Origin of the sequence: Thermosynechococcus sp. HN-54 (assembly GCF_023650955.1) — a bacterium.
Classification (GTDB): domain Bacteria; phylum Cyanobacteriota; class Cyanobacteriia; order Thermosynechococcales; family Thermosynechococcaceae; genus Thermosynechococcus.
In genome coordinates this window covers 972,862-986,947 of the sequence record NZ_CP098039.1, presented here as the reverse complement: position 1 = coordinate 986,947, position 14,086 = coordinate 972,862, and the positions used below count along the sequence as shown (strand labels likewise).

The following is a 14,086-nucleotide window of genomic DNA, read 5'->3' as shown; positions in this document are numbered from 1 at the left end:
TGCCTTCAGGATCGGCGGGAAGCACCGCCTATAATCAAAGCAGAAATCCAATTCTTTGGGCATGAATCAACTCTTCAGTTCGCGGCTCGCCTCCTCAGTGGTGGCGATCGCCATTGTCTTGCTGGTTGTCCTTTTGAATGCCGTGGTGATTATTAATCCCGGCCAAGCAGGGGTGCTGAGTATTTTGGGCAAAGCTCAGGATACCCCCCTCCTCGAGGGTATTCACTGGAAACCGCCGTTTATTGCCAGTGTGGATGTCTATGATGTAACCGTTCAAAAGTTTGAAGTGCCAGCTGAAAGTGCCACCAAAGATCTGCAAGATATTAAGGCCAGTTTTGCGATTAACTTTCGCCTAGATCCAATGGCGATCGTGGATGTGCGCCGCACCCAAGGCACACTGGAGAATATCGTGGCCAAAATTATCGCGCCCCAAACCCAAGAAGCCTTCAAAATTGCTGCGGCTCGCCGCACGGCTGAGGAAGCGATTACCAAGCGGGATGAGCTAAAGGAGGATTTTGATCACGCCCTCAGCGATCGCTTGTCCAAATATCACATTCTGGTGCTGGACACCAGTGTGGTCAACCTTGACTTTTCTGAGGAATTCTCCAAAGCAGTCGAGGATAAGCAAATTGCTGAGCAGCGGGCACAACGGGCGGTCTATATTGCCCAAGAAGCAGCTCAGCAAGCCCAAGCTGAAATCAATCGTGCCCAAGGCAAAGCAGAAGCCCAGCGCCTCCTTGCCGAAACCCTGAAAGCTCCCGGTGGACAGTTAGTGCTACAAAAGGAAGCCATTGAGGCATGGCGTGAAGGCGGTGCCCAAGTCCCCCAAGTGATTGTGATCAATGGCCAAGAGGGGCTGCCCCCCTTTTTGCTCAATTGGACGGGCACAGCAGAAAAATAAAATAAAAAATAGCTGAGGGACACTTCAATAATCGACAGACTCAACAGCGGAAAGGGAGCGATCGCCCAAATCCCCCTAGAATTGAGAATAGCGATTTGTTCTTTTATTCCCCGATTTCTGCCGATATTGACCCATGATCTCCACCCCTGTCCCCCTTGCTGCCAATCAACAGATTTTACCCCTGACTGCTGAAATCAATGCCCGCGGCCATCTCACGATTGGTGGCTGCGATGTGGTGGAGCTAGTGGCACAGTTTGGCTCTCCCCTCTACATCCTCGATGAATTCACCTTTCGCACCGCCTGCCGTCAATACCATGACACGCTCCAACAGACCTATGGCGGTGAATTCCTAGTGCTCTATGCCTCAAAAGCATGGAACTGCCTAGCCACCTGCGCCCTTGCCCACAGCGAAGGCTTGGGGATTGATGTGGCCTCAGGGGGTGAACTCTACACTGCTTTGAGTGCAGGTGTCCCTGCGAGCAAAATTTACTTCCATGGCAACAATAAGTCCCCCCAAGAACTCCTCTATGCCCTTGAGGTCAACTGCATCATTGTTGCGGATAACTGGCTGGAACTGGAGCGCCTTGTTGCCTACGTTGAAGAGCATGATCTCTCGACCCCCCCTCGCGTTATGTTGCGGTTGACACCGGGGATTGAATGTCACACCCACGAATATATCCGCACTGGACATCTAGACAGTAAGTTTGGCTTTGACCCCCAACAGTTTCCAGAGTTGCTTCAGTTTGCTAAGGCGCATCCTGAACTGGATTGGGTGGGACTGCATGCCCACATCGGCTCACAGATTTTTGAGGAACAACCCCATTTAGACCTATGCGATGTCCTTGTGGATTGGCTGGCTCAAGCCCGTGAGGCTCTGCTACCGATGCGAGAACTGAACGTGGGCGGCGGCCTTGGCATTCGCTATGTAGACTCCGATAACCCGCCGGCGATCGCCCACTGGACAAAGGCCATTGGCCATCAACTGAGCCAAGCCTGTCGGCAACGCCATCTTCCCTTACCAAAACTCATCTGCGAGCCGGGTCGCTCCATCGTGGGACCTGCGGCAGTGACTGCCTACACTGTGGGCGGCCGTAAGGTGATTCCTGAGCTGCGCACCTACATTGCAGTGGATGGGGGGATGTCCGATAATCCACGCCCCATTACCTATCAGGCACAATATACAGCGGTGTGTGCCAATCGCATGACCACTGCGGCTACAGAAACCGTGCGCATAGCCGGTAAGCACTGTGAATCGGGCGATATTCTGCTACCAGAAGTCACCCTCCCTCCCCTGCAAGCTAATGATATTTTGGTGGTGGCCAGTACGGGTGCCTACAACTACAGCATGGCCTCCAACTACAATCGGGTTCCTCGGCCGGCGGCGGTGATCGTCTGTGAGGGGGAAGCCAACCTGATCCTGCAACGGGAAACCTACGCTGATTTGGTGGCTCACGATGTCTTACCGCTACGCTTGAGCACTCCTGCCCCCTAGGAGGTGACGAGCACGATGGGATGATGAGTCTCCTAGGTAACTTGCCATGGCTGCTGCTGTCCTCGGAGACACTGGCCAAGGTGCGAACAGTGGTGGATGTGGTTTTGGTCTTGGCCTTAACCTACGCTATTTTGCGGCTTGTGGCCGAGCGGCGCACCCTGTGGATGGTACGGGGCTTTATCTTCCTGCTTTTGGCGACCTCCCTCAGTCGTGCCATTGAGCTACAGTTTTTGAGCTTTGTTCTTCACAACTTAGTGATTGGCTCTGCGGTGGCCTTAGCCGTCATTCTGCAATCGGAGATTCGCATTTTTCTTGAGCAACTGGGACGGGGGCAATTTTTTGGCTTGATGCAACCTGTGGCGGAATCTAGTCTCACCAATGATGCCGTTGACCTGATTGTGACGGCAGTGAAGGGCTTGTCTCAAGATCGCACAGGGGCACTCATTTTGCTGGAAACCCATACAAAACTCACCCCCCAAGATTTTACCCATGCGGGGATTCCCCTGAATGCTCGCCTCTCTCCGGAACTCATCACGTCAATTTTTCAGGTCAGTTCGCCCCTCCATGATGGGGCAATTTGGGTACGGGGTAGCGAGGTGATCGCGGCAAAATTGATCTTGCCCCTCTCGGATCGCACGGGGCCTTGGCAGTTGGGGACTCGCCATCGGGCTGCCCTAGGGATTACCGAACGCATTAGCCACTGTGTCTGTGTGGTGGTCTCTGAGGAAACGGGGTCAATTTCCCTTGCCTTTAAGGGGGAGCTTCAACGTCCCCTCACAAGCAGTAAACTAGGAGAGTTGTTACGGCAATACGTGCAGAGTCCTAGGACAGGAACTTCACAGCCTAGCCAACGTCGCCACAGCTTAAAATTCTGGAAAATGGTATGGCCACTGCGCTAATTTCCGTCAATAGGATGTGTCCATGACGCTACAGCCCCATTCACTCATTGAGTTACCCGAGGATTTGGATCGCGATCGCCTGCCGCGGCATGTAGCGGTGATTATGGATGGCAATGGCCGCTGGGCAAAGCAACGCAATTTACCGCGCATTATGGGGCATCAACGGGGGGTGGACACCCTCAAGGATCTACTGCGCTGTTGCAAAGATTGGGGGATCGAAGCCCTGACCGCCTACGCCTTCTCCACAGAAAACTGGGGTCGCCCCCTGCCGGAGGTGGACTTTCTGATGACCCTCTTTGAGCGGGTGCTGCGGCGGGAGCTAGAGGAAATGGTGGCCGAGGGGGTGCAGATCCACTTCGTGGGGGATTTGGCCTGTTTACCCCCGTCCCTCCAAGCGGAAATTGAGCGGGCAATGGCCGCTACGGCCAATAACCAAAAAATTAAATTTGTCGTGGCCACGAACTATGGTGGGCGACGGGAAATCATCCACGCTTGCCGTTCGATTGCCGCCCAAGTGAAAGCGGGTTTGCTGGATCCAGCCGATATTGATGAAGTGCTTTTTGAGCGGCATTTGTACACGGGTGGCCTCCCAGATCCCGATTTGCTCATTCGCACCAGTGGTGAGCTGCGCGTCAGTAACTTTTTGCTGTGGCAGGTGGCCTATTCAGAAATTTACGTCACCAAGACCCTCTGGCCCGATTTTGACCGCGCTGCTTTCCACGAAGCTCTGCGGGATTACCAACAGCGACAGCGGCGATTTGGCCGTGTCTAAAAGGGAGCTGTTTCGGTGGAGAATAGGAAAGCCTGCTGGGTACACGTTGGAGCGATAGTGTGACTCCCCAATTGCGCATTTATGTCCCCCCCCATCCCTTAATTCAACATTGGCTGACGGTGGCTCGCGATCGCAACACGCCCACCCCCTTATTTCGGGTGGCCATGACAGAACTGGGGCGATGGCTGGCCTATGAGGCGGCACGGGAATGGTTGCCAACGGCGGAAACAGTGGTGGAAACGCCCCTTGCTCCCTGCGCAGCGCTGGTGGTGAATCCCCAAGTACCCGTCGTGGTCGTACCGATTCTGCGGGCGGGTTTGGCCTTGCTGGATGGTGCCCAAGGGGTTTTACCAACGGCAAAAACCTACCACCTAGGGATTGTGCGGGATGAGGCCACCCTTGAACCCAGTTGCTATCTCAATAGGTTGCCCCCGCAGTTTGACCCGCAAACCCGTGTGCTCATTAGTGAGCCGATGCTGGCGACGGGAGGTTCAATCATGACAGCAATGCAGGAATTGGTGCAGCGGGGGATTGACCCAGCCTTGGTGCGAATTATTTCCGTTGTCACTGCTCCGCCAGCGTTGCAGAAACTCGGTGCCCATTTTCCCGCAGTGCAAGTTTATGCGGCCACGATTGATGAGACATTGAATGAGCAGGGCTTTATTGTGCCCGGTTTGGGAGATGCGGGCGATCGCGCCTTTGGCACTGGGGAGGAAAGCTAACCCATGATGACAGTAGTCACTGTGCCGGCAACAACGGCCAATTTGGGGCCTGGGTTTGATTGCCTTGGGGCGGCTCTGACCCTAACGAATACCTTTACGTTTTCTTGGAGCGATCGCCCCCATGTCAGCATTAGGGGTACTGAGGCCGCGGCGGTCAGTAGTAGCACCGACAATTTGGCCTATCGTGCCTACACCCGTCTCTATGAATATCTAGGGCGTGAAGCGCCGCCCGTGTATCTAGAAATAGATCTAGGGGTTCCCCTTGCCCGCGGCCTCGGCAGTTCAGCCACAGCAATTATTGGTGGCTTGGTGGGGGCGAATCGGTTAGCCGGCTTTCCCCTCAGTCATACCGAGGTTCTAGAACTGGCGATTGAAATGGAAGGCCACCCCGATAATGTGGTACCTGCCTTGCTAGGTGGCTGTCGCCTTGCGGTCCAAGAGGGTACAGGGGGATGGCATTGGCTAGAAATTCCTTGGGATCAGGATGTGGTGCCGATTGTGGCAATTCCAGACTTTGAGCTAGCCACGGAAACAGCACGTCAAGTGCTGCCTGCCCACTGTACCTACGCTGATGCCGTCTTTAATATCAGTCACTTGGGGGCATTGCTGCGGGGATTGGAAACCGGGCAACGGGAATGGCTGCAACTGGCCTTGGGCGATCGCCTGCATCAACCCTACCGCCAAAGCTTGATTAAGGGCTATGCCGCTCTGCACAGAGCGGCTCTGGCGGCGGGTGCCCATGGTCTTGTGATTAGTGGGGCAGGGCCAACCCTCTTAGCTCTTGGCGATCCCGTTACTGCTTCGGGCATTGCCACTGCTTTGCAGGAAACATGGGCAACCTTTGGTGTACAGGCACGGGTGGAAGTGTTAGCCATTCAACGCCAAGGCACAACGGTGCGCGATCGCTAGAAATCAATAAAATGCTTCCCTGCTGCTAGGAGGTGGTTTAATGAGTCAAGAACAGGATGCTCTGACAACGGAAGTGATTCAACGCCTACGTCGCAAAGAGGGAACTTGGCAAGATTGGGGAGCAGGATGCCAGCAACTACAAAAACAGGGGCTATCTCCCCAAGCGATTTTTGAGGCAACTGGGATTGAACCGATCCACCAAAATCAACTCATCATTGCCCTGCAAGTGAGCCAGAGCCTGCGGGAGGCACCGGAACCTGTGCGTGCCTATTTTCAAACGCGCGGCAGTGATCTGCTCTATGAACTGCGGGTGTTGTCGGCGAGCGATCGCCTTGCAGCAGCAACCCTCATTGTCGAGAAACAACTGGATGTCACTGCCGTTCATGAGGTGTGTCGTGCCCTCAAGGTGGTGAGCTATCAAAAGGATGACAGTGAAGGTTTTGGTGACAGCGTCGGCGATCGCATTGGTCGCTATTATTGGCAACTGGCGCGGCAGCAACGAGATCTCGCTCAGCGATCGCGCCTCATTGCCCAGGGCTTTCGCTTTGTTGAATCCACCACAGGTCGCCAAGCGCTTGAAAAGCTGCTAACGGACTTTACCGTTGTCCCCGCTGCTAGCCAACCCCGACTCCCCCTTTACCGCTTGGATTCCGCTGAAGACTTGCCCTACCTCGTTCCCGTCGCAGGAACAGCCCCCCTCACTGCCGCAGCCTTTAATCAAGTACCCCAGTTAACTTCTACAGGCGCCTTTCAACTAGTCTCTGTCCCCCAACCCATGAGCCTAGTGGCTCTCCCCAGTTGGCAGGTTCTCCTGAATGCCCTTGATCCAGTGGCGGTGCTTTGGCCGGTGGCAGACTTACCCACAGAATTACCGCCAACGCCTGAGGGACTCCCCATTGAACAGGTGCTCCTGATTGTGGATCGTGGTCTTCAAGAATGGGATCGCGATCGCTATCTCCTGATTAGCCCTGCCCCCGGCGACACTGTCCGACTCGCTTGGTTTCCTGAACCGCCAACAACCCCAATTCTCGGCCAACTGCTGCTTGTCCTGCGCCCCCCCCAAGTGTTAGATGAGAGTATTAACAAAGAACTATGGTTCTTTGAGGAATAATTCCTGCCAATTAACCGTGCTACCTTAAGCCAAGATTGACCACAACCCCTAGGGCACCGGCATTTCCCAAACTGTAATCTGCCAAGGCTAGGCGCACAGGTTGCTGGGGTGCCTGCAAATTAACGACCACGAGTGTCTGATCCACTAGACCAGACCAGAGTTTGGCATCAGCAAAGTTGGCCAAGGGTGGGGTATCCACAATCACCAGATCAAAGTAGTTTTTGAGGTGCGCCATGAACTGTTTGAGGGTGTCTTGGCTGAGGAATCGCATTGGCTGCTGCCGCAACTCGCCGGCGGTTAAAATCGCAAGGCCTTGCCTCGCTTGCGCAACGCTGTACCAGTACCGCCGCTGAACTAACCAATCCGCCAAGCCCTGTTCATTTGTGAGTCCGAGATAGCGGTGAATCTGAGGTCGCCGCAAATCCCCATCAATGAGCAGAACGCGCTGACCCGTGCCGGCAGCGGCAAGGGCAAGATTGAGGGCAATTGTTGTCCGTCCATCGGCGGGTAGGGCTGAAATGACTGCCAATGAATGACCTAGACCCACTGCCTGGAGGTTGGCCACCAGATGGTGAAAGGTTTCCTGAAACTTCACCCATTCCCCGACAGAGGGTAGGACTTGGGTCACCTGCCACAGCCCTGAATTGCCCTTCACCACGCGCTCTAAGCGGAGATTGGTTTGGGGAGTTGCCTTGGGAATTGTGCCGAGGAGGGGCAAACCGAGGGTATCTTCCACTTGGGCTGGACTGACAAACGTATTGGCGGCAGCATCTGCTAAATAAATAGCCAGAACCCCCAACAAAAGGCTGGCGATCGCCCCCACTACCAACAGCAGTAAGCGGGGAAAGGTGGGTTGGACAGCGGGATTCTCTAGATCCGTCAATACTTGCCAAGCAAAATTGTTCTGCGCTAGTTGCAGTTGCACGGCTTGCCGCGCTTGATTGAGCATCTCGAGGGAGAGATTGGCTGTCCGAATCCGATTTTCAAGGCGATCGATGGCGGGAAGTTGGCTACTCAGTTGTTGTAATTGTTGGGCAACCGCCGCTTGGGGGGCAGCAAGCTCAGCATCATAGCGCCGCTGGTTTTCGTATTCAATCCACGCCGTAATGTAGTTGGTAATCAGCGTTTGTGACACTGTTCCTTGAAAGCCTAGAGCCGTGGGGTTGTCCACTTGATACTGCTCACCAATCACTTGGCTGGCGATCGCCTGCAATTGCTCCACCAAGACGCGCCGCTGTTCCTCTAGGGCTTGGATGACGGGTGTCCCTTCCCGAAAAATGGCTAGATTCTTGGCAATTTCTTGATCCAGTTCTTGAATGCGTGCCAGTTGTTGCTGATAAGCGGGAGAGGTACTCAAATTGGCTGCCGCTAGAGCCTCGGCTGGCGTCATCTTCAGTTGTTCCTGCAGGCCTTGAAAACGACCATAGGCCTCCACGGCCTTGAGGCGAGCCGCTTGGCGAAGACTGTGGATTTTACGATACTGTTCTGTCAAAAAGCGCAGTTGTTCTGAGGGTTGTAGGCTGGTGCCTGCGGGTTGGCTCGCTTGGAGTTGCTGCTGGAGTTGCTCTAATTCTGTAAGGTGCTGATTGATGTCTTTGTCCAGTTGCTCTAGGGTGCGATTGAGTTGTTCTTGGCGATCGCGCTGACTGTAGTCAACAAATGCCTCTGCCACGGCCCTTAATACTGCGGTCACGATTTCTGGCTGGCGATCGCGATAGGCCACTTCTAGCACTTTTGTTTGTGTCAGCAGTTGCTCTGTGGCGGAACTAACCACTGGCCGAATTTCCAGATGCTCGGCCAAGACCCGTGTGGTCAAATGGGGATACTGCCGTTGCAGTTTCTGGGCAATAGGGGCTAGGATTTTGTCACTTTCCAGAACCAGAATCTGTGACCCCACATCCACTTGAGGCAGTGGGGTTGGCGGTGGAGCCGGCAGAGACTCCGGAGGGAGCGTACCTGCAATACCACCACGCGGGTTCGGCGTTGGCGGAGGCTGTGCTTCACTCACCGGCTCCATCAAGAGGCGAAAATAAGCCTCATACATTTGGGGTTGCCAGAGGACATACCCCCCCATGACCAAAAATGACAGTAAGGCTGTGCCAGAGAGCAGTCGCCACCGTCGCCGACAGCGATCGCTAAAAGCTTGCAGCCCACCCTTTTGAGAACTCTTGGTGGTGCTGAACCGCAGTGGATTTCGCTGGCGATCAACGACCCGTAAATTGGGTACCTTTTGTGGGAGGGACATTAGTAGCACATACCTAATCAATAGCTAGTCGAATAGATTGATAAAGAATCCTAGGGTTCCCAATGCCCCCAAAGGCCGTAACGCATTGCCAATCGTGTCTCCCACCTGCGTCAGCCCTGACCGTTCGACAACAATCACATCCCCCTGTTGCAACACAGGATTATTATTTGCATTGGGTTGAGCCGCCAAGCTAAAGGGAATCCGTCGCCGACTGACCGTGCCATCCCGATTGAGTCGCACCAGCGTTACCCTAGACATATTGGCACGTTGCACATTAAATCCGCCAGCCGCCCCAATTCCTTGAGTAAGCGTGGCATTGGCTGGCACTTCGACAAAACCCGGTCGCGCCACTTCCCCGACAACCTGCACTCGGATCACCTGCGGCGAAAACGTTGCAGAGGCAACCCGTACTGCTTCAGCCGCATTGATTTCCTTCGCCTTGGGCACCACAATCACATCATCACTGCGCAGTGTAATATCTTGGTTCGCCTCCCCCGATTGAATCATCTCCCAAAGATTAATTCTGGTTACGGCTGTTTGGCCATTTCCCAGTTGACGGCGTACCTCAATGTTGCGAATATCGGCCTCTTGGGTAATTCCACCGCTTTGAGCCAGTACTTGGCTAAGACGAGGCCATGTTAATCCACCTGAGAGGCCAATACCAGGGGCAGAAGTTGACACAGAAGTAAAAGGGACAATGTAAGACCCTGGACGGGTGACTTCACCCGCCACCAGAATCTTCATGGGGCGCGGGGTTTGTAATGTAACAGTCACTGCTGGAAAGCGCATGACCTTACTATAGGCCTTGAGAATGACCTGCTCTGCTTGGGGTAGGGTTAAGCCGCCCACCATGACGCGCCCTGCCAAAGGTAAAGTTAATGAGCCATCAAGATTAACACTAAATTGTCGTTGATTAGTGACTGTTGAGGGAAGGTTGACAACCTCAATGAAAAGTACATCCCCTGCACCCAAAAGATAGTCCTGAAGGGGGTTAATGCTGGTAAAACTATAGGAGCTTGCGCTGACGGGCATCGGCTGAGCAGTGGCCGAGCGGGGTGCCATCAGTGTTGCCCCAAGGGTCAATCCACTAGCGATCGCCAGCGTGATGACGGTGTTGTGTAGCTTTGGCAATGCTCTGCACCCCATAGTTCATTCTCCTCACTCACTTGTTTGTTCTACCATATGCGATCTAGTCGCAACCAAGGTCATGAAAAAAGGCTTTAGAATGAGTGCAAATGACCTTGTCACCTAATTGTAATGCTCGATCAGCCACTCATTTGCCTACAACACATTTCTAAGGTTTACGGCCAGGGGGAAACCGAAGTTCACGCCCTCAAGGATGTGAATCTACAAATTCAGCGAGGGGAGTACTGTGCAATTATGGGGGCTTCGGGGTCAGGAAAGTCCACAATGATGAATATTATTGGCTGTTTGGATCGTCCAACCTCTGGCCGCTACTTTCTCGATGGGCAGGATGTGGCGTGTCTCAGCGATGATGAACTTGCCCATATTCGCAATGCCAAGATTGGCTTTGTCTTTCAACAGTTCTACCTGCTAGGGCAACTAACGGCACTGGAAAATGTGATGCTGCCCATGGTCTATGCCCAAGTGCCCCCCAAGGAACGGCGCGATCGCGCTGTGGCAGCATTGGAACAGGTGGGCTTGGGTCACCGCCTTGACAATCGTCCCACTCAACTGTCGGGAGGACAGCAACAACGGGTGGCGATCGCCCGCGCCATTGTCAATCAGCCCCTACTGCTCCTCGCCGATGAACCCACGGGTGCCCTCGATAGCCATACCACTGCGGAAATTCTGGCTATTTTTGGGCAACTCAATGAGGCTGGAATGACGGTAATTATGGTGACCCATGAAGCCGATGTGGCGGCTGTCACCCACCGCATTATTCAGTTTCGCGATGGTCAAATTCGTGCCGATCGCCCCAATGTGCCTAGCCCGCTGACGGCACCTGTTTTATCTTAAGAAGGGGAACACCTGAGAAAAAAGTAATGGCAAAAGCAGTTTGGAAAGGCGCGACCTTGGCCGAGAGCGATCGCTACGAAGTGGTCGAAGGCAATGTTTATTTTCCGCCCGAGGCACTCAATTCGGCGTATTTTCAGCCCAGCGATACCCACACAGTTTGTGGTTGGAAAGGCACAGCTAGCTACTACCACGTTGTTGTCAATGGTGAAGTGAATCGTGATGCTGCATGGTACTACCCTGATCCCAAGCCTGCGGCGGCAAATATCAAGGGCTATGTGGCGTTTTGGCGAGGGGTACAGGTGACGCGCTAAGGGGGGCAATCCCCGCTCGGTCAAGAATTTCAGGAATCAAATCTTCACGGCGCACCGCCATTAAGTGCACCCCCTGACAGAGTTCCCGCGCCTGTTGTACCTGCTCAGCCGCAATCGTAATCCCTTCATCCAAGGGATCAGTCGCCGCTGCAAGGCGATCAATAAGGTGCTGGGGAATGAGTGCCCCCGGCACGGCGCGGTTGATAAACATGGCATTTTTAGCAGACTTGAGAAGAAAAATTCCCGCCAGAATCGGCCGACCACAGCCCGCCGCAATCTGATCCATAAACTTGGCTAGCCGATCGAAATCTGTAATCAACTGCGTTTGGAAAAACTGGGCACCCGCAGCCAATTTGCGTTCAAAGCGTTGTTGCAGGCCTGACCAACTGGCAGACTGGGGATCAACGGCAGCGCCGGCAAAAAATTGAGTGGCTCCATCGGGTAAGGGACGATCCTCGCTATCCACCCCTTGATTCAGCTGGCCAATCATGCGCAGTAGCCGTACGGACTCCAAATCAAAGACAGGCTTGGCTTGGGGATGATCACCGGATTTGACGGGGTCTCCCGTGAGTGCCAAAATGTTGTGTAAACCTAGAGCGGCAATGCCCATGAGATCCGCCTGTAGGGCAATGCGGTTGCGATCGCGACAGGCCATTTGACAAATGGGTTCAAACCCCTGCTGTTGCAACAAATAAGCGGCTGCCCAAGAACTCATGCGCAACACGGCGCGACTGCCATCGGTGACATTGACAGCATGAACTCGCCCCTTGAGATGGGCTGCTTGGCGCAACATTGTACTGGCATCTCTACCCTTAGGGGGGCACACCTCTGCGGTGATGAGAAACTCACCCTGCTCACAGGCAGCTTGAAAACGCGAGACTGACAAGGAAATGGCTAGAGCGCGACTAGGCAATTATCATATCGCCTTTTGCCCAATGATTCCGGCACAATTGAATGCAGCGGGCAAGGCAGCAAGCCTTTTTGGCAAACCAATGCCGTCTAGCGATCAAACTCCCCAAAAGCAGAAATATTAGGTACCTTTAACAGTTTTTAGTTCCAACATAGAACCAAGGGTGACCAACTTGGCGGGGATTTGGGCTGCAGCACTGCCAGTATTATAGGGGTGCACAGTCATTTTGCTGTTCTGCTCAGGGGATGGAAGTCTTGCGAAAAAGGCTGTGGTTGTTGGTTCCCTCAGTCACAAAAATTTGCGAGTAACAATTAATTGCCGAAATATCTGAGCAGGATCTCTGCTAGGCCGCTAAATGAACGGTCACCATTTGCACGAGGGTTTCTGTCCAATAATCGGCAACATTTTGCTGCTCGGCTTCCACCATGACGCGGATAACGGGTTCTGTCCCAGAGGCACGCACCAAGACTCGCCCGCGATCGCCCATATCCAGCTGGGCTTTGGTAATCATCTGTTGCAGAGGCTCACATTCTTGCCAGTGGAGTCGTCGCTTTCGATCTTCAACACGGACATTGCGGAGAATTTGCGGATAGGCGGTAAAACTTTGGTCTCGCAATTGTGCTAGGGATAGACGGGAATCCTGAACTAGGGTCGCTAAGTGAACGGCTGTGAGCAGGCCATCACCACCCACACCATAGTGACGGCAGAGGATGTGTCCGGACTGTTCTCCCCCCAGCATGGCGCCGTGGCGCAGCATTTCCGCATGGACGTATTGATCGCCCACAGCAGCCCGCACCAGTTGTCCTCCCCGCGCTTGCCACGCCCGCTCAAAACCAAGATTAGACATCACAGTGGCCACAATCATGTCCTTGGGCAGTTGTGCCTGCGACTGGAGCTTTTGCCCCCAGAAATAGAGGATGTGGTCACCATCCACGACCCGCCCTTGACTATCTACCGCTAGCACGCGATCGGCATCGCCATCAAAAGCAAACCCCATGGCTGCCCGAGTTTCACGCACCGCCTGCTGCAGGGGGTCCAGATGGGTGGAGCCACAGTTCACATTGATGCGATCGCCATCGGCGCGATCGTGAAGGGCAATCACCTCAGCCCCTAGGGCATGGAACACCGTCGGTGCCACCGCTACCGCAGACCCCCAAGCCAAATCCAACACCACCCGCAGTCCCCGCAGCGGTTGACGATCCTGAAGGGGGGCTTGCACCGCATGGCGATAACGCTGGAGCAGTTCCGGACGATGGCGCAAATGTCCCCACTGTTGGGTAGAGGGGAGGGAGAGTCCAGCATTTAGGTGGGCTTCAATTTGTTTTTGCAGATCAGAGCTGAGCTTGCTGCCATCACTGCCAAAAATTTTAATGCCGTTATCGGCGGGGGGATTGTGACTCGCGGAAATCATGGCACCGCCAATCGCCTCTGTGGTGGCGGTCAAGTAGGCAATACAGGGCGTCGGACACAAGCCCACATTCCACACCTCAAAACCAGCGGCGGTTAGCCCTGCGGCCAAGGCTGTGGCCAACATATCACTGGAGTTGCGAGAATCTTGGCCAATAATAAAGGGACGGTGGGGGGTATCCGTCGTTTGCCGTAGGACTTCTCCCACCCAATATCCCAAGCTCAAAGCCAAGTTGGGGGTTAGTAACTCTCCCGCACGTCCGCGAATGCCATCGGTACCAAACCGAATCGGCTGCTGCCCAGTCATGATTGATTCCTCACGCCACACCAACACTCACTATTTTCTAGTCGATCTCCTTGGCTATGCAGGAGACGATTCTTTACATTTATTCACCCTTTTTGGACTATATCACCTCTGCGAACCTTG

13 protein-coding genes are annotated in these 14,086 nt (G+C 54.2%); 9 read left to right on the top strand and 4 right to left on the bottom strand.

Annotation, left to right across the window (positions count from 1 at the left end; translation table 11 throughout):
- Positions 1-61 precede the first annotated feature (61 nt).
- From NBE99_RS04710 to NBE99_RS04680, 7 genes are all read left to right on the top strand, one after another.
- Complete coding sequence (locus tag NBE99_RS04710) at positions 62-901, top strand: prohibitin family protein (protein WP_250683332.1); 840 nt, start codon at positions 62-64, stop codon at positions 899-901.
- Between the two features lie 133 nt (positions 902-1,034).
- Positions 1,035-2,393 carry a diaminopimelate decarboxylase gene (lysA, locus tag NBE99_RS04705; protein WP_250683331.1) on the top strand — a complete coding sequence of 453 codons (1,359 nt, stop codon included), beginning with the start codon at positions 1,035-1,037 and terminating at the stop codon, positions 2,391-2,393.
- A 20-nt stretch (positions 2,394-2,413) separates the two neighbouring features.
- Positions 2,414-3,292 carry a diadenylate cyclase CdaA gene (gene cdaA / locus NBE99_RS04700; protein ID WP_250683330.1) on the top strand — a complete coding sequence of 293 codons (879 nt, stop codon included), beginning with the start codon at positions 2,414-2,416 and terminating at the stop codon, positions 3,290-3,292.
- 22 nt (positions 3,293-3,314) lie between these two features.
- Positions 3,315-4,064 (top strand): polyprenyl diphosphate synthase, encoded by a 750-nt coding sequence (gene uppS, locus NBE99_RS04695; RefSeq protein WP_250683329.1) that lies wholly within the window; start codon positions 3,315-3,317, stop codon positions 4,062-4,064.
- A gap of 59 nt (positions 4,065-4,123) precedes the next feature.
- Positions 4,124-4,786, top strand: coding sequence for a uracil phosphoribosyltransferase (gene upp / locus NBE99_RS04690; protein ID WP_250683328.1), 663 nt, complete (start codon positions 4,124-4,126; stop codon positions 4,784-4,786).
- Positions 4,787-4,789: 3 nt separating this feature from the next.
- Positions 4,790-5,695 (top strand): homoserine kinase, encoded by a 906-nt coding sequence (gene thrB / locus NBE99_RS04685; RefSeq protein ID WP_250683327.1) that lies wholly within the window; start codon positions 4,790-4,792, stop codon positions 5,693-5,695.
- A gap of 40 nt (positions 5,696-5,735) precedes the next feature.
- Entirely contained in the window at positions 5,736-6,806 is a 1,071-nt protein-coding gene (locus NBE99_RS04680) for a RuBisCO accumulation factor 1 (protein WP_250683326.1), read from the top strand.
- Between the two features lie 19 nt (positions 6,807-6,825).
- On the opposite strand, the gene NBE99_RS04675 is transcribed toward NBE99_RS04680, so the two are convergent.
- Together NBE99_RS04675 and NBE99_RS04670 are read right to left on the bottom strand one after the other, a co-directional pair.
- Entirely contained in the window at positions 6,826-9,051 is a 2,226-nt protein-coding gene (locus tag NBE99_RS04675) for a polysaccharide biosynthesis tyrosine autokinase (RefSeq protein ID WP_250683325.1), read from the bottom strand.
- Positions 9,052-9,075: 24 nt separating this feature from the next.
- On the bottom strand, positions 9,076-10,182 hold the full coding sequence (locus tag NBE99_RS04670) for a polysaccharide biosynthesis/export family protein (protein ID WP_250683324.1): 1,107 nt from the start codon (positions 10,180-10,182) through the stop codon (positions 9,076-9,078).
- Positions 10,183-10,308: 126 nt separating this feature from the next.
- Between NBE99_RS04670 and NBE99_RS04665 the strand changes: the two genes are divergently transcribed.
- Positions 10,309-11,031, top strand: coding sequence for an ABC transporter ATP-binding protein (locus NBE99_RS04665; RefSeq protein WP_250683323.1), 723 nt, complete (start codon positions 10,309-10,311; stop codon positions 11,029-11,031).
- 26 nt (positions 11,032-11,057) lie between these two features.
- The gene (locus tag NBE99_RS04660) at positions 11,058-11,342 is read left to right on the top strand and encodes a DUF427 domain-containing protein (RefSeq protein WP_250683322.1); all 285 of its coding nucleotides are present in this window, start codon (positions 11,058-11,060) and stop codon (positions 11,340-11,342) included.
- On the opposite strand, the gene NBE99_RS04655 is transcribed toward NBE99_RS04660, so the two are convergent.
- On the bottom strand, positions 11,296-12,255 hold the full coding sequence (locus NBE99_RS04655; RefSeq protein ID WP_305879889.1) for a methylenetetrahydrofolate reductase: 960 nt from the start codon (positions 12,253-12,255) through the stop codon (positions 11,296-11,298). The two genes, NBE99_RS04660 and NBE99_RS04655, sit on opposite strands and share 47 nt — an antisense overlap.
- A 340-nt stretch (positions 12,256-12,595) precedes the next feature.
- A complete protein-coding gene (gene glmM / locus NBE99_RS04650) occupies positions 12,596-13,966 on the bottom strand; it encodes a phosphoglucosamine mutase (protein ID WP_250683321.1) in 1,371 nt (456 codons plus the stop codon).
- Positions 13,967-14,086 lie beyond the last annotated feature (120 nt).

Bases quoted from the DNA above. Each gene is read 5' to 3' on its own strand.
- glmM (WP_250683321.1), bottom strand. From the start codon at position 13,966: ATGACTGGGCAGCAGCCGATTCGGTTTGGTACCGATGGCATTCGCGGA.
- NBE99_RS04680 (WP_250683326.1), top strand. From the start codon at position 5,736: ATGAGTCAAGAACAGGATGCTCTGACAACGGAAGTGATTCAACGCCTA.
- uppS (WP_250683329.1), top strand. From the start codon at position 3,315: ATGACGCTACAGCCCCATTCACTCATTGAGTTACCCGAGGATTTGGAT.
- NBE99_RS04660 (WP_250683322.1), top strand. From the start codon at position 11,058: ATGGCAAAAGCAGTTTGGAAAGGCGCGACCTTGGCCGAGAGCGATCGC.
- thrB (WP_250683327.1), top strand. From the start codon at position 4,790: ATGATGACAGTAGTCACTGTGCCGGCAACAACGGCCAATTTGGGGCCT.
- NBE99_RS04665 (WP_250683323.1), top strand. From the start codon at position 10,309: ATGCTCGATCAGCCACTCATTTGCCTACAACACATTTCTAAGGTTTAC.
- NBE99_RS04710 (WP_250683332.1), top strand. From the start codon at position 62: ATGAATCAACTCTTCAGTTCGCGGCTCGCCTCCTCAGTGGTGGCGATC.
- cdaA (WP_250683330.1), top strand. From the start codon at position 2,414: ATGATGAGTCTCCTAGGTAACTTGCCATGGCTGCTGCTGTCCTCGGAG.
- NBE99_RS04675 (WP_250683325.1), bottom strand. From the start codon at position 9,051: ATGTCCCTCCCACAAAAGGTACCCAATTTACGGGTCGTTGATCGCCAG.
- lysA (WP_250683331.1), top strand. From the start codon at position 1,035: ATGATCTCCACCCCTGTCCCCCTTGCTGCCAATCAACAGATTTTACCC.